At 67.7% G+C, this 24895-nt stretch carries 22 protein-coding genes and 1 pseudogene; 7 read left to right on the top strand and 16 right to left on the bottom strand.

The features are described 5' to 3' along the window. Nucleotides 1-100: 100 nt before the first annotated feature. A complete protein-coding gene (locus ACO2Q5_RS13240; protein ID WP_423292009.1) occupies nucleotides 101-1159 on the top strand; it encodes a DUF2235 domain-containing protein in 1059 nt (352 codons plus the stop codon). A 57-nt stretch (nucleotides 1160-1216) separates the two neighbouring features. After that, entirely contained in the window at nucleotides 1217-2098 is an 882-nt protein-coding gene (gene aguB, locus ACO2Q5_RS13235; protein ID WP_423292007.1) for an N-carbamoylputrescine amidase, read from the top strand. On the opposite strand, the gene ACO2Q5_RS13230 is transcribed toward aguB, so the two are convergent. The 3 genes from ACO2Q5_RS13230 to gltX all read right to left on the bottom strand — a co-directional run bounded on the left by ACO2Q5_RS13230 (nucleotide 2083) and on the right by gltX (nucleotide 5841). Next, the gene (locus ACO2Q5_RS13230) at nucleotides 2083-2808 is read right to left on the bottom strand and encodes a DUF1624 domain-containing protein (RefSeq protein WP_423291760.1); all 726 of its coding nucleotides are present in this window, start codon (nucleotides 2806-2808) and stop codon (nucleotides 2083-2085) included. The genes aguB and ACO2Q5_RS13230 overlap by 16 nt on opposite strands. A 208-nt stretch (nucleotides 2809-3016) precedes the next feature. Next, nucleotides 3017-4306 (bottom strand): citrate synthase, encoded by a 1290-nt coding sequence (locus ACO2Q5_RS13225; RefSeq protein WP_423291758.1) that lies wholly within the window; start codon nucleotides 4304-4306, stop codon nucleotides 3017-3019. A 113-nt stretch (nucleotides 4307-4419) separates the two neighbouring features. Next, nucleotides 4420-5841 carry a glutamate--tRNA ligase gene (gene gltX, locus ACO2Q5_RS13220; RefSeq protein WP_423291756.1) on the bottom strand — a complete coding sequence of 474 codons (1422 nt, stop codon included), beginning with the start codon at nucleotides 5839-5841 and terminating at the stop codon, nucleotides 4420-4422. A gap of 145 nt (nucleotides 5842-5986) precedes the next feature. On the opposite strand from gltX, the gene ACO2Q5_RS13215 reads away from it, so the two are divergent. Continuing rightward, the gene (locus ACO2Q5_RS13215) at nucleotides 5987-8077 is read left to right on the top strand and encodes a ComEC/Rec2 family competence protein (protein WP_423291754.1); all 2091 of its coding nucleotides are present in this window, start codon (nucleotides 5987-5989) and stop codon (nucleotides 8075-8077) included. A 254-nt stretch (nucleotides 8078-8331) separates the two neighbouring features. On the opposite strand, the gene lexA is transcribed toward ACO2Q5_RS13215, so the two are convergent. The 7 genes from lexA to ACO2Q5_RS13180 all read right to left on the bottom strand — a co-directional run bounded on the left by lexA (nucleotide 8332) and on the right by ACO2Q5_RS13180 (nucleotide 13945). After that, nucleotides 8332-9024 (bottom strand): transcriptional repressor LexA, encoded by a 693-nt coding sequence (gene lexA, locus ACO2Q5_RS13210; protein ID WP_423291752.1) that lies wholly within the window; start codon nucleotides 9022-9024, stop codon nucleotides 8332-8334. 84 nt (nucleotides 9025-9108) lie between these two features. Continuing rightward, nucleotides 9109-10278, bottom strand: coding sequence for a gephyrin-like molybdotransferase Glp (gene glp / locus ACO2Q5_RS13205; protein WP_423292005.1), 1170 nt, complete (start codon nucleotides 10276-10278; stop codon nucleotides 9109-9111). Nucleotides 10279-10283: 5 nt separating this feature from the next. Then, nucleotides 10284-10751, bottom strand: coding sequence for a cyclic pyranopterin monophosphate synthase MoaC (moaC, locus tag ACO2Q5_RS13200; RefSeq protein ID WP_423291750.1), 468 nt, complete (start codon nucleotides 10749-10751; stop codon nucleotides 10284-10286). Then, complete coding sequence (trpC, locus tag ACO2Q5_RS13195; RefSeq protein ID WP_423291748.1) at nucleotides 10748-11566, bottom strand: indole-3-glycerol phosphate synthase TrpC; 819 nt, start codon at nucleotides 11564-11566, stop codon at nucleotides 10748-10750. The genes moaC and trpC overlap by 4 nt, the downstream gene beginning before the upstream one ends. A gap of 134 nt (nucleotides 11567-11700) precedes the next feature. Then, nucleotides 11701-12351: a uracil-DNA glycosylase gene (locus ACO2Q5_RS13190; protein ID WP_423291746.1), complete on the bottom strand. Its 651-nt coding sequence runs from the start codon at nucleotides 12349-12351 to the stop codon at nucleotides 11701-11703. Then, nucleotides 12348-13361, bottom strand: a complete 1014-nt coding sequence (gene trpD, locus ACO2Q5_RS13185; protein WP_423291744.1) for an anthranilate phosphoribosyltransferase — start codon at nucleotides 13359-13361, stop codon at nucleotides 12348-12350. The genes ACO2Q5_RS13190 and trpD overlap by 4 nt, the downstream gene beginning before the upstream one ends. Continuing rightward, nucleotides 13358-13945: an anthranilate synthase component II gene (locus ACO2Q5_RS13180; protein WP_423291742.1), complete on the bottom strand. Its 588-nt coding sequence runs from the start codon at nucleotides 13943-13945 to the stop codon at nucleotides 13358-13360. Before ACO2Q5_RS13180 ends, trpD begins: the two co-directional genes overlap by 4 nt. 225 nt (nucleotides 13946-14170) lie before the next feature. Here ACO2Q5_RS13180 and ACO2Q5_RS13175 point away from each other — a divergent pair, with 225 nt between their 5' ends. Further along, nucleotides 14171-15934 (top strand): divergent polysaccharide deacetylase family protein, encoded by a 1764-nt coding sequence (locus ACO2Q5_RS13175; protein WP_423291740.1) that lies wholly within the window; start codon nucleotides 14171-14173, stop codon nucleotides 15932-15934. Between the two features lie 244 nt (nucleotides 15935-16178). Here the strand turns inward: ACO2Q5_RS13175 and trpE are convergent, their stop codons facing one another. From trpE to fabI, 6 genes are all read right to left on the bottom strand, one after another. Next, entirely contained in the window at nucleotides 16179-17684 is a 1506-nt protein-coding gene (gene trpE, locus ACO2Q5_RS13170) for an anthranilate synthase component I (protein WP_423291738.1), read from the bottom strand. Next, nucleotides 17684-19546 (bottom strand): peptidylprolyl isomerase, encoded by a 1863-nt coding sequence (locus tag ACO2Q5_RS13165; protein WP_423291736.1) that lies wholly within the window; start codon nucleotides 19544-19546, stop codon nucleotides 17684-17686. The genes trpE and ACO2Q5_RS13165 overlap by 1 nt, the downstream gene beginning before the upstream one ends. 93 nt (nucleotides 19547-19639) lie before the next feature. Beyond that, complete coding sequence (locus ACO2Q5_RS13160) at nucleotides 19640-20833, bottom strand: aminotransferase (protein WP_423291734.1); 1194 nt, start codon at nucleotides 20831-20833, stop codon at nucleotides 19640-19642. Between the two features lie 68 nt (nucleotides 20834-20901). Next, nucleotides 20902-21426: a xanthine phosphoribosyltransferase gene (gene gpt / locus ACO2Q5_RS13155; RefSeq protein WP_423291732.1), complete on the bottom strand. Its 525-nt coding sequence runs from the start codon at nucleotides 21424-21426 to the stop codon at nucleotides 20902-20904. A 10-nt stretch (nucleotides 21427-21436) separates the two neighbouring features. After that, nucleotides 21437-22051, bottom strand: a complete 615-nt coding sequence (locus ACO2Q5_RS13150; protein WP_423291730.1) for a LysE family translocator — start codon at nucleotides 22049-22051, stop codon at nucleotides 21437-21439. A gap of 1 nt (nucleotide 22052) precedes the next feature. Further along, nucleotides 22053-22883 (bottom strand): enoyl-ACP reductase FabI, encoded by an 831-nt coding sequence (gene fabI, locus ACO2Q5_RS13145; protein WP_423291728.1) that lies wholly within the window; start codon nucleotides 22881-22883, stop codon nucleotides 22053-22055. 97 nt (nucleotides 22884-22980) lie between these two features. Between fabI and pdxH the strand changes: the two are divergent. From pdxH to ACO2Q5_RS13130, 3 genes and pseudogenes are all read left to right on the top strand, one after another. Beyond that, a pseudogene (gene pdxH / locus ACO2Q5_RS13140) lies at nucleotides 22981-23601 on the top strand (pyridoxamine 5'-phosphate oxidase); the annotation flags it as partial. Nucleotides 23602-23714: 113 nt separating this feature from the next. Further along, nucleotides 23715-24254, top strand: a complete 540-nt coding sequence (locus ACO2Q5_RS13135) for a cold-shock protein (RefSeq protein WP_423291726.1) — start codon at nucleotides 23715-23717, stop codon at nucleotides 24252-24254. Then, on the top strand, nucleotides 24251-24751 hold the full coding sequence (locus ACO2Q5_RS13130; RefSeq protein WP_423291724.1) for a DUF192 domain-containing protein: 501 nt from the start codon (nucleotides 24251-24253) through the stop codon (nucleotides 24749-24751). The genes ACO2Q5_RS13135 and ACO2Q5_RS13130 overlap by 4 nt, the downstream gene beginning before the upstream one ends. The last annotated feature ends 144 nt before the right edge of the window (nucleotides 24752-24895 follow it).

The following is a 24895-nucleotide window of genomic DNA, read 5'->3' as shown; positions in this document are numbered from 1 at the left end:
GCGGATGCACAGCGCGCCCCCGGCTGGACAAACCCGGCCGGGGGCGTAGTCTTTTCAGGCGGTTGCCCCGAAGCGGCCCGCGCCGGAAAGGACTGCCGCCATCTCCTTCGTCTCGCGCCTGCAGAACTGGTTCCGCCGCCGCCCCGAGGTCGAGGTGGCGCCCGCGGCCGCACCTGCACCGGGGCGACCGCGCGGGCAGGTGGATCATGTCATCATTCTGGATGGCACGCTGTCCTCGCTGCGGCAGGGCGAGGAATCGCATGCCGGGCTGACCTTCCGCCTGCTGGCCGAGGGCGGGCTGCGCCCCGGTCGGACGCTCTATTACGAAGAGGGAATCCAGTGGCAGGGCTGGCGCCGCGTCCCCGACATCCTGCAGGGCCGCGGGATCGAGGGGCAGATCGCCCGCGCCTATGGCCATCTGGCCAGCCATTACCGCGAGGGCGACCGGATCTTCCTGTTCGGCTATTCCCGCGGCGCCTATGCGGTGCGGTCGCTGGCCGGGGTGATCGACCGGGTCGGCCTGCTGCGGCAGGACCATGCGACGGAGCGCAACGTCCGGCTGGCGTGGCGGCACTACCGGATGGACCCCGACAGCCCGGCGGCCCGCACCTTCGTCAGCCTGCATTGCCATGGCCCGGTGCCGGTGCAGATGATCGGCGTCTGGGACACGGTCAAGGCGCTTGGCCTGCGGCTGCCGCTGTTGTGGATGCTGACCGAGAAGAGCCATGCCTTCCATAACACCCAACTGGGCGCCTCGGTCCGGCACGGGTTCCATGCGCTGGCCCTGAATGAGACCCGCGAGGTGTTCGAACCGGTGCTCTGGACCGGAACCCCGGGGGAGGGGCGGGTGGAACAGGTGTGGTTCTACGGCGCCCATGGTGATGTGGGTGGGCAGCTGGGCGGGTTCGATGCCGCGCGGCCCCTGGCGAATATCCCGCTGGTCTGGATGCTGGACCGGGCCGAGGCTGCGGGGCTAAGCCTGCCGCCGGGCTGGCGCTGGCGGTTTCCCTGCGATCCGGGGGCCCCCTCGGTCGGCACATGGCGGGGCTGGGGGGCGCTGTTCCTGCTGCGCCGCCGCCGCCGGATCGGGCGCGACCCGTCCGAACGGCTGCACGAAAGCGTGCCGCCCGCCGCCCGGCGCCGCTGGCCGCAGGGCTGAGGCTTTCCGCCGCCGCGTCGCCCGGCTAGGCTGCGCCCGTCAACCGCGGGACCCGAGATCATGCGCACCGTCACCCTGTCCGCCACCCAATTCGCCTGCAGCTGGGACCTTCCCCGGAACCTTGAGGCCGCCGAAAGCGCCATCCGCGCCGCCGCGGGGCAGGGCGCGCAGGTCATCCTGATACAGGAGCTGTTCGGTGCGCCCTATTTCTGTATCGAGGAGCGGCCGGAATATTTCGCTCTTGCCGCGCCCGCGGAAGGCCACCCACTGATCGCCCGCTTTGCCGATCTGGCGCGCGAACTGGGCGTTGTCCTGCCTTGCTCCTTCTTCGAACGCGCGGGGCAGGCCTTCTTCAACACGCTGGCCATGATCGACGCCGATGGGAAGGTGCTGGGATATTACCGTAAAAGCCATATCCCCCAAGGCCCGGGCTATGAGGAGAAGTTCTATTTCTCCCCCGGCGATACCGGCTTTCGCGTCTGGGAGACCGCCTTCGGCCGGATCGGCGCGGGGATCTGCTGGGACCAGTGGTTCCCCGAAGCCGCCCGCGCCATGGCGCTGATGGGGGCCGAGGTGCTGCTTTATCCCACCGCCATCGGCTCGGAACCGCCCGCGCCCGGCTATGACAGCCAGCCGCATTGGGAAACGGTCATGCGCGGCCATGCGGCAGCCAACCTTCTGCCGGTGGTCGCCTCGAACCGCATCGGCACGGAAACCGCGCCGGGCGGAACCGGGGTCACCTTCTACGGCTCCAGCTTCATCGCCGATCACATGGGCGCTCTGCTGGCCAAGGCCGGGCGCGACACGGCCGAGGTGCTGACGGCAACGGTTGACCTCGATGCCATCGCCGCCCTGCGCGCGAGCTGGGGCCTGTTCCGCGACCGCCGTCCGGAGCTTTATCGCGCCTTGGGCACGCTGGACGGTCAGATCCGCCAGTAGATCCAGGTCGCCGCGAAGACGAGGGCGATCAGAACCGGCTGATGGATCAGATAGACCGCCAGCGAATGCCGCCCGGGCCAGCTCAGACGGCGCAGAAATGGGGTCTCCGTCACGGCCAGCCTCGGCCAGAGGCCGAAATGACTGAAGATCTTCCCGGTGGCCAGCCCCGCCAGAAACGGCGCGAACCAGGGAAACAGCGGCTCGAAATCGGCCGTGGCCGGAATGCGCCCCGACAGGCCGGTCCAGATCAGCCAGCCGTCAAAGGCCGGATCGGACCAGACCCAGGGCAGCCAGAACACAAAGGCTGCCACCGCCAGCACCGCCGCCGCGGGCAGCCGCAGGAACAGAAGGCCCAGAAGCGACGCGACGAAGATCGAATGCAGGATGCCGTAAAAGATCGTCAGCCCCGGCAGGGCGAAATAGGTGGCCACGGTCACCAGCGCCGCCGCCGCCCCGATCTTCGCCTGCCGCCGCCAGAAGCCAGGCCAGCGGATGCCTGCGCCATGCGACAACCACAGCCCCAGCCCGGCCAGGAACAGGAAGGATCCGGCCACGATCCGCGCATGCCACCAGAACCAGCCAGTGATCGCGGTGTCCTGCGGCACCCAGCCGAAAATCTCCAGATCAAAGACGAAATGGAACACCACCATCCCCGCCAGCGCCAGCGTGCGGGCAAGGTCGATCAGGATCAGGCGGTCCGGTCTCGTCATCCACATCTCCCCCGTCCGCCGTTCCACTGCCGCGGCCGGCCCTTGGTGCCCGCAAAGCCCTTCTTCTGCAACGGTCTTCGCCCTTCATCTTGGCGCAAATATCCCGGGGGTGCGGGGGCTGGCCCCCGCGCGGCGGGTGGTCAGGCCGCAGAAGGGCAAAGAAAAAGGGCGGCCCGAAGACCGCCCTTCTGCGTCCTGTCTGACCGGCTCAGCGGCTGCGCAGGTCGATGTAGTCGCGCTTCTGCGGCCCGATATACAGCTGCCGCGGACGACCGATCTTGCCCGACGGGTCCGAGATCATCTCTTTCCACTGGCTGATCCAGCCGATGGTGCGCGAGATGGCGAAGATCGGGGTGAACATCGAGGTGGGGAAGCCCATCGCCTCAAGAATGATGCCCGAATAGAAGTCCACGTTCGGATAGAGCTTCTTCGAGACGAAATATTCGTCCTCCAGCGCGATCCGCTCCAGCTCCTTGGCCACCTGCAACAGCGGGTTGTTGTGGACGCCCAGAAGCTCCAGCACCTCGTCGGCCGATTCCTTCATGACCTTCGCCCGCGGGTCGAAGTTCTTGTAGACCCGGTGGCCGAAGCCCATCAGGCGGAAGCCCGAGTTCTTGTCCTTGGCCTTGGCGATATATTCCGGAATGCGGTCAACGGTGCCGATTTCCTTCAGCATCTCAAGGCAGGCCTGATTGGCGCCGCCATGGGCCGGGCCCCAGAGACAGGCGATGCCGGCCGCGATACAGGCGAAGGGATTGGCGCCCGAGGACCCGGCCAGACGCACGGTCGAGGTCGAGGCGTTCTGCTCATGATCCGCATGCAGCATCATGATGCGGTCCATCGCCTTTTCCAGCACGGGCGACACCACATATTCCTCGGCCGGGACCGAGAAGCACATATGCAGGAAGTTGCCTGCATAGCTCAGCGCGTTCTTCGGATAGACGAAGGGCTGGCCCACGGAATATTTATAGGCCATGGCGGCGATGGTCGGAAGCTTGGCGATCATGCGGATCGCCGAAACCTCGCGGTGCCACGGATCGTTGATATCCAGCGAGTCGTGGTAGAAGGCCGACATCGCCCCCACGACGCCCACCATGGTCGCCATCGGATGGGCGTCCCGGCGGAAGCCGCGGAAGAAGTTGGTCATCTGCTCGTGCACCATCGTATGGCGGGTCACGCGCGCGGTGAAATCGGCCAGCTGCGCCGCGGTCGGCAGTTCGCCGTACATCAGCAGATAGCAGACTTCCAGATGGCTGGACTTTTCGGCCAGCTGTTCGATCGGATAGCCGCGATACAGCAGCTCGCCGATATCGCCGTCGATATAGGTGATCGCGCTTTCGCAAGCGGCGGTCGAGGTGAAGCCGGGGTCGAAGGTGAAGACATCGGCCTGCCCGTAGAGCTTGCGGATATCCAGCACGTCCGGGCCGATGGTGGGCTGCATGACCGGCAGGTCGTAATCCTTGCCGTCCAGCGTCAGCGTCGCTTTTCTGTCAGTCATTCTAACACTTCCCCCGTGTCGCGAAGGCGGCCGCCGGGCAGAGGCGGCCAGCCGATAGCTTCCATGACCCCCCGCATCATGCAGGGGTTGCAAGGCCGGGGGGGGACGCGGCGTCAGCCGGCGGCCTCCGAGAGCCTTGCGATCGTTTCATCCCGACCGATGACCAGCATCATGTCGAAGACCGAGGGCGTCACGCTGCGGCCCGCAAGCGCCGCCCGGAGGGGTGCCGCCAGCTTGCCGAATCCGATGCCGTTCTCGGCCGCGATCTGGTTCAGAATGGTCTCCAGTTCGGGCTTCGTCCAGCTAGCATTTTGCAGCCGCGGCGTCAAACTTTTCAGTATACTACGGGATACCGAATCCAGTGCCGCCGCCGCCTTCTCCTCGGGGACGATCGGGCGGGATGTTAGCGCGAACTCCGCTTTTTCAAGCAGTTCCGGGAAGGTCTTCGCACGGTCCTTCAGCACCGGCATTGCGCGCTGAAGCAGGGGCCGCTGTGCATCTGTCAACGCAGGGCGGCCGCTGGCTTCCAGAAAGCCCTCCAGTTCCTGCAGCAGCGCGGCATCGTCGGTCATCGCGATGTGATGGCCGCAGGTGTTTTCCAGCTTCTTGAAATCCAGTCGCGCCGGCGCCCGTCCGATGCCTTTCAGGTCGAAGACCGCCATCGCCTCGGCGCTGGTGAAGATCTCCATGTCGCCATGCGCCCAGCCCAGACGAGCCAGATAATTGCGCATGCCCGAGGCCGGGTAGCCCATGGCCTGATACTCTTCCAGCCCGGTCGCACCATGGCGTTTCGACAGCTTCTTGCCATCCGGCCCGTGGATCAGCGGGATATGCGCCCAGACCGGAACCGTCCATCCCATCGCATCATAGACCATCTGCTGGCGTGCGGCATTGTTCAGGTGATCGTCGCCCCGGATCACATGGGTCACGCCCATGTCGTGATCATCCACCACCACAGCCAGCATATAGGTGGGCGTCCCGTCCGACCGCAGGACGATCATGTCGTCCAGCGTCTCGTTCCGGATGGTCACATCGCCCTGCACCTGATCGAGGATCACGGTTTCCCCGCTGCGCGGCGCCTTCATGCGGATCACATAGGGCGCGTCGGGGTAGGTGGCCGGGTCGGCGTCGCGCCACGGCGACAGGAACACCGGATAGCTGACGCCGCGGGCCTTTTCCGCCTCCCGAAAGGCCTCGATCTCGGCCTGCGTCGAAAAGCATTTGTAGGCGGTGCCACGGGCCAGCATCTCATGCGCCACCTCGGCATGGCGGTCCTTGCGGTCGAACTGGCTGACCACCTCGCCATCCCAGTCCAGCCCCAGCCAGGTCAGCCCCTTCAGGATCGCCGCCGTCGCCTCGGGGGTGGAGCGTTCGCGGTCGGTATCCTCGATCCGCAGCAGGAACTTTCCGCCGCGGCCCCGGGCATAGAGCCAGTTGAACAGTGCCGTGCGGGCGCCACCGATGTGCAGATATCCGGTGGGCGAGGGGGCGAAGCGGGTGACGACCTGTTCGGATTGTGCGGGTTGTTCGGACATGAGCGGCATTAACCTTTCGGAAACCATGCGCGGGCGAGGATGGCCCGGGTTTGGCGGCATTTAGACGGCAAGGGGGGCTTTGGGCAAGGTGGCGGTCCTGTCTCATCCCATCACGGGGGCTGCGGGGCGGCTGCGGGACCTGCCGTTGATCCCCCTTCTGGCGCTGGATGCGGCGCGGGGGCAGCTTCTGCCACTGGCTGCTGTGCTGTTTGCCAGCGGCGCCGGGATTTGGTTCGCCCTTCCGTGGGAGCCGGGGCGTGCGTTCTATCTGGTGATCCTTGGGCTGGCGCTGGCCTGCGGCTTCCTGTGGCGCCTTGGTCCCGATCTGGGCCGACCGCTGGCGGCCGGAGCCTTTGCGCTGCTGGCCGGTGTTCTGGCGGCCGGGATCCGGGCCGAGATGCAGGCCGCGCCCATGCTGTCCTTTCGGTATTACGGGCCGATCGAAGGCCGCATCGTCGAGATTGACCGGTCCGGCAGCGATGCCGTCCGCCTGACATTGGACCGGGTGGTTCTGCGCGAGATGGACCCCGACCGCACACCGCTGCGTGTCCGCATCTCGCTTCAGGGCGGCCAAAGCTTTCTGGACCCGGCCCCCGGACAGCTCGTGATCCTGACCGGCCATCTCTCGCCCCCCGACACCGCGGCCGAGCCGGGCGGTTTCGATTTCCGCCGCATGGCCTGGTTCGACCGTCTGGGCGGCGTCGGCTATACGCTGAAACCCGTCCTCCTGCTGGAACCACCCGGCCCGGCCGAGGCCTGGATCGGGCGGTTGCGCGTCACGCTTTCCGCTGCGATCCGGGCGCAGATCCCCGGGCAGGCCGGCGCCTTTGCGGCGGGCGCCATGACCGGCGACCGCTCTGCCATCACGCAGGACACAGTCGAGGCGCTGCGCGACAGTTCACTCGCCCATATCCTTGCGATTTCCGGCATGAACATGGCCTTTCTGGCGGCCTTCGTCTTTGCGCTGATCCGCGGCGGGATTGCCTTGGTGCCGCCCGTGGCCCTGCGGGTGAATGCCAAGAAGGTCTCCGCCGTGCTGTCCTTCTTCGTGGCGCTGTTCTACCTGATGCTCTCGGGCGCGAATGTCGCGACAGAGCGCGCGTTTCTGATGATCACCGTCATGCTGGGCGCCATCCTGCTGGACCGCCGCGCCATGTCCCTGCACAGCGTGGCGATTTCCGCGCTGATCCTCTTGGCGCTGCGGCCCGAAAGTCTGCTGGAACCGGGGTTCCAGATGTCCTTTGCGGCGACCATCGGCCTGATCTCGGGCTTTCGGGCGCTGGACCGCGCGGTGGCGCTGGCGGAATGGCCGCGCTGGACGGTGCCGGTTTTCACACTGGTGGCCAGTTCGCTGATCGGCGGCTTTGCGACGGCGCCTTTTGCCGCCGCGCATTTCAACCGTTTCGCCGATTACGGGCTGATCGCCAATCTGCTGACCGTGCCTGCCATGGGCATTCTGATCATGCCGATGGGGGTGATCGCCTTTCTGCTGGCCCCGCTGGGCCTGTCGGCCCTGCCGCTCTGGCTGATGGGGCTGGGGGCGGAATGGACGCTGATCGTCGCGCATCGGGTGGCCGCGATGGAGGGGGCGGTGACTGCAATCCCCGCGCCGCCGGTCTGGGCGCTGCCCGTGCTGTCGCTGGGGGCGATGTGGCTGGTGCTTTGGCCCGGGCGGGCGCGGCTGGCGGGGCTTGTGCCGGTTCTTGTGACGCTTGCGCTCTGGACGCAGGCGCCGCGGCCCGCCGGGCTGATCAGCGGTGACGGGCGGCTGGCCGGGGTCATGGGGGCGGAGGGTCGGGCGCTGTCCTCCGGCCGTGGTGGCGGTTTTGCCGCCCGCAACTGGCTGGAGAATGACGGAGATCTGGCCGCGCAGACGAAGGCCGCCACCCGTCCGGGCTTTGACGGCCCCGCCCATGCGCGTGCTTTCAGGATCGGCGGGCTGAAGGGGGTGGTGCTGTCGGGCAAGGCAGGGCTGGCTGAATTGCCCGCTGCCTGTGCTGCGGCGGATTTTGTGGTGCTTTCGGTCAAACCGGAGGCGTCTCTTGCAGGATGCCATGTGATCGGCCCGGATCTGCTTGGCCAGACCGGGGCTTTGTCGCTGTGGCCCCGGCCGGACGGGCAGGTGCTTGTGATGACGGCGCGGGCGGGCGGGCGGCTCTGGACCGGCCGCCCGATGGACCCGGCTGCGGTGGTTGCCGCCCTGCCGCCGGGAATGATCCTTGCCCCGGGACAATAGGGCGGGTGCGTGGTCTTTCTGCCCTGGCCCTGATGGCAGCGGTCCAAGGTCCGGGAGCTGCGGGCGGCGCAGAGATGGTCAGAAAGACGGTAAGCGCCCGGTCGTGTTCCTTCGCCAGTTCGTCGCGGAGAAGCCGGGCAAAAACCAGCCAGCTTTCGCGCTGGAAGGATCCGGTTCCGCAGGGACGGGGACCACACAAGCCTCCCATGCGTGTTGCCTGGTGGGGGATGGTCTGTCCGAGGTCGGGAGCGGGGTCAGGAATAGGTGCGGATCAGCCCGACCAGACGGCCTTGCACCTTGACCATATGGTCGGGGAACACCCGCGTCTCATAGGCCGGATTTGCAGCCTCCAGCGCGATCATGCTGCCGCGGCGGCGGAATCGCTTCAGCGTGGCCTCCTGATCTTCGACCAGCGCCACGATGATATCGCCGTTCTCGGCCGTGTTCTGCTCACGGATCACGACGATGTCGCCATCGTTGATCCCGGCCTCGATCATCGAATCGCCGCGCACTTCCAGTGCATAATGGCTGCCCCGGCCCGAGAGCATGGAGCCCGGCACGGCGACATGATGCGACACTTCCGAGATCGCCTCGATCGGCACGCCGGCTGCGATGCGGCCCATGACCGGCAGTTCCAGCGCATGCACCACCTCCACCGGCATGGCCTGCCGCGGCGGGGCGGCGGGACGGTCGCCTTCCACCACCCTGGGGGTAAAGCCGGGCTTTTCCATCGCTTCGGGCAGTTTGATGATTTCCAGCGCGCGCGCGCGATGGGCCAGCCGGCGGATGAAGCCACGCTCTTCCAGCGCGGTGATCAGCCGGTGAATGCCGGATTTCGACCGCAGATCCAGCGCCTCTTTCATCTCATCGAAAGAGGGCGGTACGCCATCGCGGTCCATGCGGGCCTTGATGAAGTTCAACAGTTCAAGCTGTTTCCGCGTCAGCATGGCATCCCCCGGTGGCCGGTCGTTTGCCTATTGTTCTGCCCGTGTTCCCGGTTTGTGTCAAGCCTGCCAGAGGCCTGACACCGATCAAAGCGGCAGATAGGTCACTGGATCGCCCGCTTTGCGCGCAACATCGCCCGCAGGGCGCAGCAAAAGCGCATCCGCCTCGGTCAGCAGGGTCAGAAGCGCGCTGTCCTGCGGGCCGAACGGGGTGAGGGTCGTGCCGTCTTCGGACAGGCGGGCCCGCATATAGTGGGAGCGGGGGCCATTCTCCGCAAGATCTGCACCGGCGCGGGCTGGGCGCAAGCGGGGCAGGGGCGCGGGATCGCCCTGCAGATGACGCAGCAGCGGCAGCAGGAACAGATGCCCGCAGACGATGGCGGAGACCGGATTTCCAGGCAGGCCCAGCACCACCGCACCGCGCAGTCGACCCGCCATCAGGGGCTTGCCCGGCCTGAGCGCGATCTTCCAGAAGGCAAAATCCATGCCCTCGGCGGCCAGCACGCGGCCCACAAGATCATGGTCGCCCACCGAGGCGCCGCCGATCGTCACCACCACATCGGCGCCTTCGGCCAAGGCCAGGACGGTGCGCAAGGCGGGTTCGTTGTCACGGGCGACGGGAAGAACCCGCACTTCGGCGCCTTCGCCTTCGGCCAGAGCCTTCAGCGCGAAGGCGTTGGAGGCGACGATCTGGTCGGGGCGCGGGTCCTCGCCCGGTTGCACCAGCTCATCCCCGGTGCCGATCAGGGCCACGACCGGACGGCGGGCCACCGGAACCTGCGGCACGTTCATCGCCGCGATCAGCGCCAGATCGGCAGGCCGCAGCCGACGCGGGGCCAGCGCGGCGCCCTCGGCGAAATCCTGACCGCGGACGCGGACATGGGTCGCGCGCTCCTCCTCCAGAACGGTGATCCGGTCACCGTCGCGCCGGACGTTTTCCTGAATGACCACGCGGTCGGTGCCGGGGGGCAGGGGGGCGCCGGTGAAGATGCGGATGCAGTCGCCGGGGCTGACGCTGCCCGGGAAGGCATGGCCCGCGCCGGCCTCACCCACCACGCGGAAGCTGGCGCCTGCGGGGGCCGGGCCGAAAACGGCATAACCGTCCATCGCCGAGGCATCGAAGGGCGGCTGGTCGCGCCGGGCCGTCACCGGACCCGCCATCCAGCGCCCGGCGGCCTGCGCCAGCGGCACATTTTCAGCGGGCAGCGGGCCAGCCAGCGCCAGAAGACGGCGGGTCGCCTCTTCGACCGGGATCAGACCACTCATGCCTCATACCGGCCGGAGCGGCCGCCGTCCTTCAGCAGGAGGCGGATATCCTCGATCCGCATGGCCTTGTCCGCGGCTTTCAGCATGTCATAGACGGTCAGCGCGGCAACGGTCACCGCAGTCAGCGCCTCCATTTCCACCCCGGTGCGGCCGGTGGTGCGCACGGTCGCCTCGATCCTGAGCCGCCCGTCGAGGGGCGCGAGATCCAGCGAGACTTTGGACAACGGCAGCGGATGGCAGAGCGGGATCAGATCGGCGGTGCGTTTGGCCCCCATGATCCCGGCCAGCCGCGCGACGCCGATCACATCGCCCTTCGCGGCCCGCCCTTCGGCCACAAGGGCCAGTGTGGCGGGGGCCATGGCGACGAAGCCTTCGGCCACGGCGACCCGGTCGGTCACGGGCTTTTCCGTGACGTCCACCATATGCGCGGCGCCCGTGGCGTCGAAATGGGTCAGCGGGCTCACAGCACCGCGCCCCCGTGGCCGGTCAGCGGGCGGGCCAGGATCGCACGGGTGGCGGCGGCCACATCGTCTTGCCGCATCAGGCTTTCCCCGATCAGGAAACAGCGCGCGCCATAAATCGCCAGATCGGCCAGATCCTCGGGCGTGTAAAGTCCGCTTTCCGCCACGATCAGCCGGTCCTCGGGCACGCGGCGGGCCAGCTGGCGGGTGGTGTCCAGCGTCACCTCGAACGTGTGCAGGTTGCGGTTGTTGATCCCCATCAGCGGCGATTTCAGAAGCTGCGCCCGCTCCAGCTCGGCCTTGTCATGGACCTCGATCAGGACATCCATGCCATAGCCGATGGCGGCATCTTCCAGCTCGGCTGCCTGCGCATCCGAAAGCGAGGCCATGATGAGAAGGATGCAATCCGCCTTCAGCGCACGGGATTCGGCAACCTGATAGGGATCATAGAGGAAATCCTTGCGCAGGCAGGGCAGTTTCACCGCGTCATGGGCCTGAACGAGATAGTCGTCCGCGCCCTGAAACGAGGGCGTGTCGGTCAGGACGGACAGGCAGGTGGCGCCGCCCTCCTCATAGGCGCGGGCCAAAGCGGGCGGGTCGAAATCGGGGCGGATCATACCCTTGGACGGGCTGGCTTTCTTGATCTCGGCAATGAGGCCATAGCCGCTGGCGGCGGCGGTGGTCAGGGCGCGGGCAAAGCCGCGCGGCGCGGGCGCGGCCTTGGCGGCGTCCTCCACCTCGGCCAGCGGGCGTTCGGCTTTGCGGGCCGCAACTTCTTCCAGCTTGTAGGCCTTGATCGTGTCGAGAATGGTGCTCATCGCCGTCTTTCTGTCTGTCGTCGGTCCCGGTATCCACGCGCCGGGGGCTTTGCGCCCCCGGACCCCCGCAGGATATTTGGCCAAAGTGGAAAGGCCGGTCCGGTTTAGCCGCTTGGGCCGGGGATGGGAAGGCTTCAGGCGGACCAGTCGACGGGCGCTTCGCCGCGGGCGGTGAGCCAGGCATTGACCTGCGAGAACGGGCGGGAGCCGAAGAAGCCGCGGTAGGCCGAAAGCGGCGAGGGATGCGGGCTTTCCACGAAGAGATGCCCGTCCCGCGGCAGCCGGGCGCAGAGCTTTTGCGCGGGCGCGCCCCAGAGGAGGAAGGCACGCGGCCCATCGGCGGCGGTGGCGGCCAGAATTTGTGCCGCCAGTGCCTCCCAGCCCCAGCCCTTGTGGCCGTTCGACCGGCCCACGGGCACCGTCAGCACGGTGTTCAGGAGAAGGACACCCTGTTCGGCCCAACGGGTCAGGTCGCCGTCGGGGCGGGCGATGCCGGTGTCGGCGGCGACTTCGGTCAGGATGTTCCTAAGGCTGTCGCGCGGCGGGTCGCCGGGCGGAAAGGCGAAGGCCAGACCCTGCGCACGGCCCGGCGTGGGATAGGGGTCCTGCCCGAGGATCACCACCCGCACGCTTTCGCGCGGGGTCAGCGCCAGCGCGCGGAACATGCGGTCGGGCGCGGGCTGCCAGCCGGGGCTGGCGGTCAGCCTGTCCCAGAGCGCGGGCCAGTGGTCCGCAAAGAACGGCAGCCCGGCCCAGGAGGCGGGCGGTTCGGGCCGCAGGGTCACGCGGCGGTGGCCTTGGCCGCGGCTGCGAGCTTTGCCCGCGCCGCGCCGGAATCGAGGCTTTTGCGCGCCAGTTCGACCCCCTCGGTCAGGCTGGCGGCCCGGTCGGCCACCACCAGCGCCGCGGCCGCGTTCAGCAGCACCGCATCGCGGTAGGCGCCCTGTGCCCCGTCGAACAGCGCCCGCAGCGCCGCGGCATTTTCCGCAGGGGTGCCGCCCATGATCTTTTCGAACGGGTGATAGGGCAGGCCCGCATCTTCGGGATGCAGGGTGAATTCGCGGATATGCCCGCCCTCCAGCGCCGCCACCTTTGTCGGCGCTGCGATGGAAATCTCATCGGTGCCGTCGCCGCCATGGACGAGCCAGGCCTTCACGCTGCCAAGCGCGCGCAGGGTTTCCGCCATGGGCCGGATCAGCGCGTCCGAGAAGGTGCCGGTCAGCTGCCGCTTGACGCCGGCGGGGTTGGTCAGGGGGCCGAGGATGTTGAAGATCGTGCGCGTGCCCAGTTCGGTGCGCACGGGGCCCACATGACGCATGGCGGGATGGTGCATCGGCGCCATCATGAAGCCGATCCCGGCCTCGGCCAGCGATTTCTCCACCACTTCGGGGCCGACCATGACGTTCAGGCCCAGTTCCGTCAGCGCATCCGCTGCGCCGGATTTGGACGACAGGTTGCGGTTGCCGTGCTTGGCCACCACCACGCCCGCGCCTGCCACCACAAAGGCCGTGGCGGTGGAGATGTTCAGCGTGCCCTTGCCATCCCCGCCGGTGCCGACGATGTCCATCGCCCCTTCGGGCGCGCGGACGGGATGGCATTTCGACCGCATCACATGGGCGGCGGCGGCATATTCATCCACCGTCTCTCCGCGCGTGCGGAGCGCCATGAGAAAGCCGCCCATCTGGGCCGGGGTGGCCGCCCCTTCGAACAGCGCGCCGAAAGCAGCCTCGGCCTCGGCGCGGGTCAGCGGACGGGTCGCCGCCACGCCGATCAGCGGCTTCAGGATCTCGCTCATGCCGGAACCTTTACGCGCGCCGCCTCAAGGAAATTGCGCAGCAGCCGGTGGCCGTGCTGCGAGGCGATGCTTTCGGGGTGGAACTGCACGCCCTCGATCAGTTTCTCGCGGTGGCGCAGACCCATGATCGTGCCATCCTCCAGCCAGGCCGTCACCTCAAGGCTGGCGGGCAGGGTGGCGCGGTCCACGATCAGCGAATGGTAGCGGGTGGCCTCGAAGGGCGAGGGCAGGCCTGCGAAGATGCCTTTGCCCTCATGATGCATCAGCCCCATCTTGCCATGCACGATCTCATGGCAGCGCACGACCTTGCCGCCGAAGGCCTCGCCAATCGTCTGGTGGCCAAGGCAGACCCCCAGAAGCGGCACATCCGCCTCAGAGGCCGCGCGGGTCAGCGGCAGGCAGATGCCGGCCTGCGCCGGATCGCAGGGGCCTGGCGACAGGACAATCGCCTCCGGCCGCAGCGCCAGCGCCTCCTGCACCTGGAGGGCATCGTTGCGCACCACTTTGACCTCGGCCCCCAATTCGCCCAGATAATGCACGAGGTTCCAGGTGAAGCTGTCGTAGTTGTCGATCAGAAGCAGCATCTTGCTTGGCCTTGCCGGAAAGGGGATGAAGCGGCGCACATGGCGCGTTATACAGGGGCGCGTTATACAGAGGCCCGGACGGATGGGCCAGTATAGATGGGCCGGTGCGGGCGGCGGGGTCAAGGGCGGACGATGCCGGGCCCGACCGGAAGAGATCAAAGCGGGGGCAACCCGCGGGGTCCGGGCGCATCGTGCCCGGGCGGCAGGACAAAGGCGGAGGCGCGTGTGATCGGCAGGTTCATTCTGGGGGCAGGTCTGGGGGCAATTGTCGGCTCCGGTGTTCTGGCGCTGGTCTCGCTGACCGTGCCGGCCAATCTGCCCGCCCCTCCCGCAGCTGCGCCCGGGGCTGTCACGCCCGATCCGGACCCGCCCAAGGCGTCCGGGGCCACGCTGCCGCCCGGCACGCCGGAGCCCGAGCCAGAGCCTGAAGCTGCGTCTGAGGCTGTTGCCGAAGCGCCCGAACCGGCAGGGCAAAAGGCGACCGAGGTGCCCGCCACCGGACCCGTGCCCCCCGGGTCTGCTGCAATGCCCGAACCTGCGGCTGTTGCAGAGCCTGCCCCAGCTGACACTGCCTCCGTCGAGGCCGTCCCGGACACTGCGCCTGGCCAGCCCGCGCCGGCGGTCTCCGCCTCCTCGGAGCCGACCGAAGCTGCCGTCGCGGAACCTGTGGTCCCCGGGGCGGGTGCGGCCGCGCCCGCTGCACCTCTGGTCCCGGCCGGATCCGCCGCCGTTCCGGAGGTCGGGGCCGATGACGCCGCGCCTGCACCGCTGCCCCCGCCACCTGCCGCGCCGCAGGCCCCTGTGGCCGAGGCCCGGCCTCTGGCGCCCGCCGTTCCTGCGCCCGCCCCCTCCGCCGTGCCGGTGGCGGATCCGCCCGCCGCCCCGCCGGAGCCGGGCCTGAGCGCGGAGCCCGCGGCCCCGGGTCTGGCTGCCGCGCCCGCGGCCCCTGCCGCGCCGCCATCGCCCGCCATGCCTGCGCCCGAGGCGGCCCCCGCCGCCGCGGCGGAGGCCGGGCTGCCCCCGCTTTCACCCGAGGAAGAGGCGCTTCTGGCCGAAATCGCCGAGAACGGACCGCAGGCGCTGCCCGATGATCTGGTGCCGGTCCCTGATCCCGTGGCCGAAGCGCCGGCCGGGCAGGGGTCGGACCCCGTGCCCGAAGCCGCGGGCAGGCCGGGTCTGGTCGTGGTGGGGGAAGGTTCGACCCTGCCCTCCACCCCCGCGCTGCCCGGCAGCGGCGCCGGTGAAGGAGGTCTGCCGCAGATTGGTGCCGAGGATCCGGTTCCCTCCGCGGCCCCGGCCGAACCGCCCGCCAGCACCCGCCCGCTGGACCTCTACGCCCGGCCCTTTGAAAATCCGTCGGAAAAGCCGCTCTTCGCCATTCTGCTGATCGACACGGGCGCCCCGGATCTGGACCGGGCGGCGCTGGCGGCGCTGCCCTTCCCGGTGACCTTCGCCGTCGATCCGCAGGACCCGCAGGCCGGGGCCTATGCCGCAACCTATCGCGCCACCGGACAGGAGGTGGTGATGCTCGCCTCCGCCGTGCCGAAAGGTGCCAAGGCCAGCGATGTCGAGGTGGCCTTCGGGGTGATGGAGCAGTCGCTGCCCGAGACGGTGGCCGTTCTGGATCCCACCGGCCGCAGCTTTCAGGGCGACCGGCCGCTGGCCAGCCTCGTGGTGCCGGTGGTGGGCGCGGGCGGCCGCGGCCTTGTGACCTGGAACGAGGGGCTGAATGCCGCGGATCAGGTCGCCCGGCGCGAGGACGTGCCCGCCGCGGTGATCTTCCGCAAACTCGATGCCGAGGGGGAGGACAGCCCGGTGATCCGCCGCTATCTGGATCGTGCCGCCTTCAAGGCCGCGCAGGAGGGCAAGGTGGTGGTGGCAGGCGAGACCCGGCCCGAGACGGTGACCGCGCTTCTGGAATGGGCGGTCGAAGGCCGCGCGGCGACGGTGGCGCTGGCCCCGGTCACGGCGGTCCTGTCCATCGACTGAGGCTTTCACATTGCGCCGCCGCCCGAAGGCGGCGGCAGACCGGGGTCCTCGCCTCTGGCCTGCGGCCAACCGGCTCAGGCGGGGACCGCCCGCCATGCCGCTTTATCTTGGCAGAAATATCCCGGGGGAGGCGAAGCCCGGGGGCAGCGCCCCCGAACCCGAGCCGGTTGGCGCGGCACGCGCCAGAGGCGAGACAACAGGCTTGCGCGGGCCTTTGGCCCGCGCGCCGCAAAACAGCGACGGGTCAGCCGTTGCCGCGGCTGAACCGGCCCGCATCCTCGGCCGCGCGGCGCAGCGCGAAGGATTTGTTGACCGTCTCCTGAAACTCGGCCTCGGGGTCGCTGTCATAGACCACGCCGCCGCCCGCCTGAATATACAGCGTCTCGTCCTTCAGCACCGCGGTGCGCAAGGCGATGCAGAAGTCCATCTCGCCATTGGCGGCGAAATAGCCCACGCCGCCGCCGTAGACGCCGCGCTTTTCCGGCTCCAGCTCGTCGATGATCTCCATGGCCCGCACCTTGGGCGCACCGGACACCGTGCCCGCGGGAAGACCCGCCAGCAGCGCGGACAGCGCGTCCTCGCCCTCGCGGATCTGGCCCACCACGTTCGAGACGATGTGCATGACATGGCTGTAGCGTTCGATGATGAACTGCTCGGTCGGGCGCACCGTGCCGATCTGCGCCACCCGGCCCACATCGTTGCGGCCCAGATCCAGCAGCATCAGATGCTCGGCCAGCTCTTTCTTGTCGGCCAGCAGGTCCAGCTCCAGCGCCTTGTCCTCTTCCGGCGTCGTGCCGCGTTTGCGGGTGCCGGCGATGGGGCGGATCGTCACCTCGCCGTCGCGCAGCCGGACCAGAATCTCCGGGCTGGCGCCCACGACCTGAAAGCCGCCGAAGTTGAAGAAGAACATGAAGGGCGAGGGATTCGTCCGCCGCAGGCTGCGATAGAGCGCGAAGGGCGGCAGCGGAAAGTCCAGCGCCCATCTCTGGCTGGGCACTACCTGAAAGATGTCGCCCGCGCGGATGTAGTCCTTGGCCTTTTCCACCGCGGCCTTGTAGCCGTCATGGGTGAAGTTCGACCGCGGCTCGCCCACGCTCTGTTCCTGACCCAGATCGCGCTGCATGGCGGGCGCCCGGTCCAGATCGCGCAAAGCATCAGCCACCCGTTCCGCCGCCTGCGCATAGGCTGCACGGGCGTTCTGGCCCCCTGCGGCCCAGGCCGGGGCGCAGACGGTGACCTCTCCCTTCACCCCGTCCAGCACCGCCACGACCGAAGGGCGCATCAGCACCGCATCGGGCAGGCCGATGGGATCGGGGTTCACATCCGGCAGATGCTCGACCAGCCGGATCATGTCATATCCCAGATAACCGAAAAGCCCGGCCGCAATCGGGGGCAGGCCTTCGGGCATGTCGATGCGGCTTTCGGCGATCAGGGCGCGCAACGCCTCCAGCGGGTGGCCCGGCACCGGAGAGAACGCCGTCTTGTCGAAGCGCGCATCGCGGTTGATCTCGGACCCGATGCCGGTGCAGCGCCAGATCAGATCCGGCTTCAGCCCGACGATGGAATAGCGGCCGCGCACCTCGCCCCCCGTCACGCTTTCCAGCATGAACGTGTCATCGCGGGCCTCGCCCAGTTTCAGCATCAGGCTGACGGGCGTGTCCAGATCCGCCGCCAGCCGGGCCCAGACAAGCTGGTTCTTCCCCTCGGCCCAGGCTTTTTCGAAACGGTCGAAGGAAGGTTCGATGATCATTATTGCAGCTGTGCGTTGACGGCGTTGATGGCGTTCTGGTCGATCTGGATGCCCGCGCTGTCCGAAACAGCGGTGGCAAAAGCGGCGAAGGCATCCTGCGACAGGGCCTGCTGGACCTGCGCAGCGATAGCGGCCTTCAGCGCCTCGGCCTCGGCACCTGTTTCGTCGGCGGGGGTGATGCTGTCCAGCCGGACAAGGGCGATGAATTCCCCGTCCTCGAACACCCGCACCTCGCCTTCGGCCATGGTGAAGACGGTGGTCATCAGGCTGGCCGGGGTATTATCCACCGTGCCTTCGCGGCTGATGGCGGGGGTCACGTCCACGATGCCCAGGCTGCCGAGGGTGGCGCCGCCCTCGACCGCGGATTTGAACGCCACCGCCTGATCCGACCGCGCCTTGCGGGTGGCCGCAGCCGTCCAGGCCTCGGTCACCGCCTCGCGCGCCTCATCAAATGGGATGGGCGCGGCAGGCACGGTTTCCACGAATTCCATCGCTACCACGCCGCCGTCGTCCAGCAGGACGGCTTCGGGGAAATCGCCCTCGGCCAGCTTGTCGGCAGCATCGCGGAAAGCCTGATAGCCTTCGATCGCATCGGGACCCTGCGCGCCCGCGGCATAATCCACCGAGGCAAGCGTCATGCCCACGGATTTGGCCAGCGTCTCCAGCGTCTCGCCCCCGGCGAGCAGATCGTCGATCTCCTCGACCTTGTCGGCGATCAGCCGGCGGGCGGCGTCGAACTGCAGCTCCTGCGCCAGATCGGCCTTGGCCTCGTCAAAGCTCACCTCTTCGCCCGCCAAGGTGCCGTTCACCCGGAACAGCGCCGGGCCAAGGCTGCTTTCGGCGGCGACGGTGCTGCCCTCGGCGGCGGCAAAGACCGCTTCGCCCGCGGCGCCCAGATCGGTCAGGGCAACATCGCCCATATCCACTGCATCCATGGTCAGGCCACGGTCGGTCACCAGTGCCTCGAAGGTGGTCGTGCCGGCATCCAGCGCGGCCTTGGCCGCATCCAGCGCGGCCTGATCGGGGAAGACCAGCCGTTCGACCAGCCGCCGTTCGGGCACCACGAATTCGGAGATCCGTTCGTCATACATCTTGCTCAGCAGCGCCTCGTCCACCGGCTGATCCTTGGCGATGGTCTCGGGCAGAAGCGCGGCATAGGCGATGCGCTTCGCCTCGGGCCGGGTGAAGGCGGCGATATTCGCGTCATACCACGCGCGCAGCTCTTCCTCGGTCGGTTCGGCCACTGGGGCGGTCAGATCGGCCGCGGTCACGCGGATCATCGAAAAGCCGCGACGCTCGGCAATATAGCGATACATCGCATCGGTCACCGAGGCGGGTGCGGTAAAGCCCCCGGCAACCGCACCCTGCAACAGCGAGCGGGCCACGTCACGGCGCAGGGATTCCTCGTATTCCGCATCGGTCCAGCCATTCTGCTGCAGGGCCCGCCGATAGGTGTCCCGGTCGAAAGCACCGGTCACGCCGGAAAAGGCGCTTTGCTTCATGATCTCGGCCGCGACGGTCTGGTCGCCCACCGACAGGCCGATCTTTGCCGCGCGGTCGTCCAGCGCGGCGCGGCTGACCAGCGAGGACAGCGCCTGCTGGCCGATGCCGAACTGCAGCGCCTGCTGCACGCCCAGCTGCATGCCGAACTGCTGCGACAGCGAGGCGGTCTGCGACTGCACCTCACGCGCGTAATCCTTGGTCGAGATCGTCACATCCCCGACCGAACCGACCGAGCTGACCGAGCTTTGGAAATTGGTGATGCCGAAGCCGCCAAGGCCAAGGATCAGCATGCCGGTCAGAAGCCAGCCCGCCGCCTGCTGGCCGCGCTTCGGTTTCCGCTTCGGTTCGTCGTCAGCCATCGGCATGCTCCCGCTGGATCGTGGGTTTCGGGCTTGTCTAGTGTGTGGGCGGACAGGGGGCAAGACAGGATGCCCGCCCGCGGCACCCGCGGGTCAGGGGCGGAAGGCGGCCAGCCTGCGGAAGAGTTCGGCAATGCCCGCGGCATCGACATTGGCGAATGCAATGCGGATCTGCCGCTTGCCCGCCGCGCTGCCGTCCGGCTGGAACATCGTGCCGGGCAGCATCAGAACGGCACAATCATCGACCAGCCGCTTGCAAAGTGCGTCCGAGGCCATGTCGAACGGATGTTCCACATAGGCGAAATAGGCGCCGCAGCCCAGAAGACGCCAGCCCTCCAGCGCGGCAAAACCTTCGGTCATGGCGCGGCGGCGGGCAAGGATCTCGTCCCGCTCTCCGGCCACCCATTGCCGCAGGTTCTGCATGCCCCAGAGTGCACCCATTTGGCCCAGCTGGCTGGGGCAGATGGCGACGGTATCAAGGAATTTCTCCACCTCGGCCAGCCGTGTCGCGCTGGCGACGATGGACCCCACGCGGTGCCCCGTCAGCCGGTAGGCCTTGGAGAAGCTGTAAAGCTGCACCAAAGTGTCGTCCCATGCAGGATCGGCGAACAGGTCATGCGGGCGGCCGCCCAGCTCGACCGAATGGCGGCTGTCGAAATCGCGGTAGGTTTCATCCACGATCAGCGCCAGCCCACGGGCGCGGCAGAGGTCGCGGAATTTGGCCAGCACCTCGGCCGGATATTCCACACCGCCGGGGTTGTTCGGGGTGACCAGCACGATGGCGCGGGTCTTTTCGGTGATCAGCGCCTCGGCCGCGGTGGCGGACGGGATCAGCGTATCGCCGGTGTCCAGCCCGACCGTGGTGACGCCCTGCATGTCGAACCACATTTTGTGGTTGAAATACCAGGGCGTCGGCAGGATCACCTCATCCCCCGCACCGGCCAGAGTCGACATGATCGCGCAGAAGGCCTGATTGCAGCCTTGAGTGATGGCGACCTGATCGGCGGCAATCGTCCCGCCATAGGCGGCGGAGAATTGCGTCGCAATCTCGGCCCGAAGGTCGGGCAGCCCCAGCACGGGGCCGTAAAGATGTGCCTGCGGGTCGTTCAGCGCTGCCTCGGCCAAGGCCTGCCGCAGGGGCAGGGGCGGGCTGTCCACCGGCGCGGCCTGAGAGACATTGATCAGCGGCCGGTCGGGCGCGAAGGTCTTGCCCGCGATCCAGCGCCGCGCCTCCATCACCGGGGGGGCCTCGGTCGCGGCGAAGGCGGGGTTCAGGGGCAGGGTCATGGCAACGTCCTTGTGGCGGGTCGCGTCTGGTCGGGTGGCGGCCCCTGCCCAGAGGGGCAGGCCGGGCGTCAGTCCGCGCCGCGGTAGGGCTGAACGTATTGCAGCGCCATGTCCCAGGGGAAGAAGATCCAAGTGTCCTGGCTGACCTCGGTCACATAGGTATCGACCTGCGGCTTGCCGTTCGGCTTGGCATAGACGGTGGCGAAATGCGCCTTGGGATAAAGGCTGCGGATCAGTTCCAGCGTCTTTCCGCTGTCCACCAGATCATCCACCACCAGAATGCCGCTGCCATCGCTCATCAGCTCGGCCTGCGGCGACTTCGTCACCATGGCCTCGCGCCGCTGATCGGCCTTGCCGCCGCCCGAGTGGTAGGATTTGACCGAAACGGTGTCGATGACCCGGATGTCCAATTCCCGCGCGACGATCATGGCCGGGACGAGGCCGCCGCGGGTGATGGCCACCACCGCGCGCCAGCTGCCGCCTTCGCCCGGGCCCTTGCCGTCCAGCCGCCACGACAGCGCGCGCGCGTCGCGGTGGATCTGGTCCCAGCTGACGTGGAATCCCTTTTCATGCGGCAGGCGTTCGGCGGACATGGGTCACTCCTCAGGTGGCGGCGATCTTCACCCCCAGAAGGGCCAGCATCCCTCCGAAGGTGCGGTCGATGACGGTTTTCAGGCTGATATATCCGGCCCGCGTCCGGTCAAGCGAGAAGATGCGGGCGACGGCGATGTTCCACAGCATCTCATTCAGGAAGACCACGGCCAGAAGCGCGCCATAGACCCATGCCGCCGTGCCGGGCGGCACGGTGCCAAGGAAGATGGCCGAGAACATGACCGCGGGCTTGGGGTTCGCCAGCTGGGTGAAGAGACCCAGCCGGAAGGCCGACAGGGCCGAGCGGGGGACGGGTCTTGTGTCCGCGGTCTCGAACGGTTCTGCCGCGTGGCGCCAGAGCTTCCAGCCCATCCAGCACAGATAGCCGCCGCCCAGAATCTTCAGCGCCCAGAGCAGCGCGGGCGCCGCGGCGAAAACGATGTTCAGACCGAACATCGCGGCCGAGGCCCAGACCACCGCGCCGGCACCGATCCCCATGGCCAGCATGGCGCCGGTGCGGAACCCTTCGGTCAGCCCGGTGCGCGCGGCCATCAGGACCGCGGGGCCAGGGCTGATCGCTGCGAACAGCGACAGCCCGGCAAAGGCGAGGAAGGCCGCCAGCGTCATGTTATTCGCCCTTGGCCCCGTGGCCGGTGACGATGGAGATATCGGGCGCGTCGATCGCCTTCATCCCCACGGCATGATAGCCGCAGTCGACATGCAGATTCTCGCCCGTGGTGCCGCTGCCCAGATCGGACAGCAGGAACAGCGCAGCCTTGCCCACCTCTTCCTGCGTCACATTGCGGCGCAGGGGAGAGTTCAGCTCGTTCCACTTCAGGATATAGCGGAAGTCGCCGATGCCGCTGGCGGCCAGCGTCTTGATCGGTCCGGCAGAGATGGCGTTCACGCGGATGCCGTCGCGGCCGAAATCCTCGGCCAGATATTTGACCGAAGCCTCCAGTGCGGCCTTGCACAGACCCATGACGTTGTAATGCGGCATCACCTTTTCGGCGCCGTAATAGGTCAGGGTCAGCATGCTGCCGCCCGGCCCCATCAGCGCGCCGGCCCGGCGGGCGACGGCGGTGAAGGAATAGACGGAAATGTCCATCGACATCAGAAAGTTCTGGCGGCTCGTCTCGACATAGCGGCCGCGCAGCTCGTTCTTGTCGGAGAAGCCGATGGCATGGACGATGAAATCCAGCCCGCCCCATTCCGCCTTGATCCCCTCGAACAGGGCATCCATGCTGGCATCATCCGCCACGTCGCATTCGAAGAGCAGCGGCTTGCCCAGGCTGGTGGCCAGGGGCTCGACCCGCTTTTTCAGCGCCTCCCCCTGATAAGAGAAGGCCAGTTGTGCCCCCTGTGCCGCCACGGCCTGGGCGATACCCCAGGCAATCGACTTGTCGTTCGCAAGCCCCATGATCAGGCCGCGTTTGCCTGCCATCAGTCCGGTTGACATTCCCAGTCCCTCGCCCACCCTTACGGCACGTTGAGGTTGACGTGTAGGCGCAAAGCAGGACTGCCGCAAGGGCAGCGCCACGCGCCGGGAGGACGGGAAAGTGGACAGAACGGGGCTTTTCGCGGGGGACGACCCCTTTACCATCGCGCAGCGCTGGCTGGCCGAGGCCGAAGGGACCGAGCCGAACGACCCCAATGCCATCGCGCTGGCCACCACCGATGCCGATGGCCTGCCCAATGTGCGGATGGTTCTGCTGAAAGAGATCGAGACGGCGGGGCCGGGCGGCGGCGCCTTTGTCTTCTATACCAATTACACCAGCGCGAAGGGGCAGGAGCTTGCCGCCTCGGGCAAGGCCGCCTTCGTCATGCACTGGAAATCCCTGCGCCGGCAGATCCGCGTCCGGGGCACCGTCACCCGGGAAGAGGGGCCGCAGGCCGATGCCTATTACAACAGCCGCAGCCTGACCTCGCGTCTAGGCGCCTGGGCCAGCCGGCAGTCGCAGCCGCTGTCTTCGCGTGAGGCGCTGATGGCCGAAGTGGCGAAGGTCACGCTGAAACAGGGGCCGATTCCCCGCCGTCCGCCGTTCTGGGGCGGGTTCCGGATCGTTCCGTCCGAGGTCGAATTCTGGGCGGATGGCGCCTTTCGGTTGCATGACCGTTTCCGCTGGACCCGGCCCGATGTCAGCACAGGCTGGCAGATTCAACGTCTGAACCCATGATTAAGGTTGAGCGGTAAACTATTCTTTCGCCCGGGTGCGATTTCCTCTTGAACCCGGCCCCCGGAAAGCCCCATCAACTTGGCGGGGCTTAATCTGGGGAGATAGCTCTTGAGATGACTGAAGAAGATAAGGCCGTGCAGGTGTTGCAGGGCCGGGTGAAGTGGTTTGATCCGGCCAAGGGCTTTGGCTTCATCGTCAGTGAAGATTCCAATGCCGATATCCTGTTGCATGCCAACGTCTTGCGTAATTTCGGGCAAAGCTCCGTCGCAGATGGTGCAGGCATAGAGGTTCGGGTTCAGACCACGCCGCGCGGCGTTCAGGCGACCGAGGTTTTGCGGATCGACCCGCCGGAAGGTGTGGTGGTTCCGCTTGGAGAAGAAGCGGGAACGCTGACACCGGATGAGCTCCGGTTGCTGGTGATGGAACCTGCACGGGTCAAATGGTTCGACAAGGCCAAGGGCTTTGGCTTTGCCAATGTCTTCACACGCCCCGAAGACGTGTTCATCCACGTCGAGGTTCTGCGTGTGTCCGGCTTCGCCGATCTCGCCTCGGGCGAGGCGGTGGCGCTGAAGGTGGTGGACGGACGGCGCGGCCGCATGGCTGTGCAGGTCCTGAGCTGGGAAAGCGCGCTTAAGGCGCGCACGAACGAATGAGCCTGCGGCGGGGAAAGCGGAGCATCGGGCGGGTGGGGACCCTGACCCTTGTGCTGTGTGCCCTGCCGCAGTTCCTTTTTGCGGCCGGCGCCTGTTCTGAGGCGCGGGTCGATCTGCGCGGCCCCTTCGGTCAGCAGAGTTTCGCCGTAGAGGTGGCCGAAAGCACCGAGGAACGCGCCCGCGGGCTGATGTTTCGCGAGACGATGGCCGCCGATACCGGTATGCTTTTCGTCTATGAAACGCCGCGTCGTGCGTCCTTCTGGATGGAAAACACGCTGATTCCGCTGGACATGATCTTTGCCGACGAGGCGGGGCGGGTGACCAGGGTTCATGCGAATGCCGTGCCGCTGGACCGCACGCCCATCGACGGCGGGGACGGGGTGCGCTTCGTTCTGGAAATCAACGGCGGGCTGGCTGCAAAACTGGGTATCGCGCCGGGGGCAGAGTTGCGTCATCCCGCCATCGGCCCGGAGGCCGCCTGGCCCTGCGCAGAGTAACGTTCCGTCCCGGCGGATGCTGCGGCGCGGAAATATCTTGTCACGCAGATGTGACGGGCGTATCCTCTGTTCCGACCGGCCCTCGAGCCGGGATGGAACCGGAGAGTCTGCGCCCCCGCGAGGGTGCCTTCGTCTGACCCGAAC

It is taken from the genome of Neotabrizicola sp. VNH66 (assembly GCF_049445895.1).
Lineage (GTDB): Bacteria > Pseudomonadota > Alphaproteobacteria > Rhodobacterales > Rhodobacteraceae > Pseudogemmobacter.
This window is presented reverse-complemented; position numbering and strand designations above follow the sequence as displayed.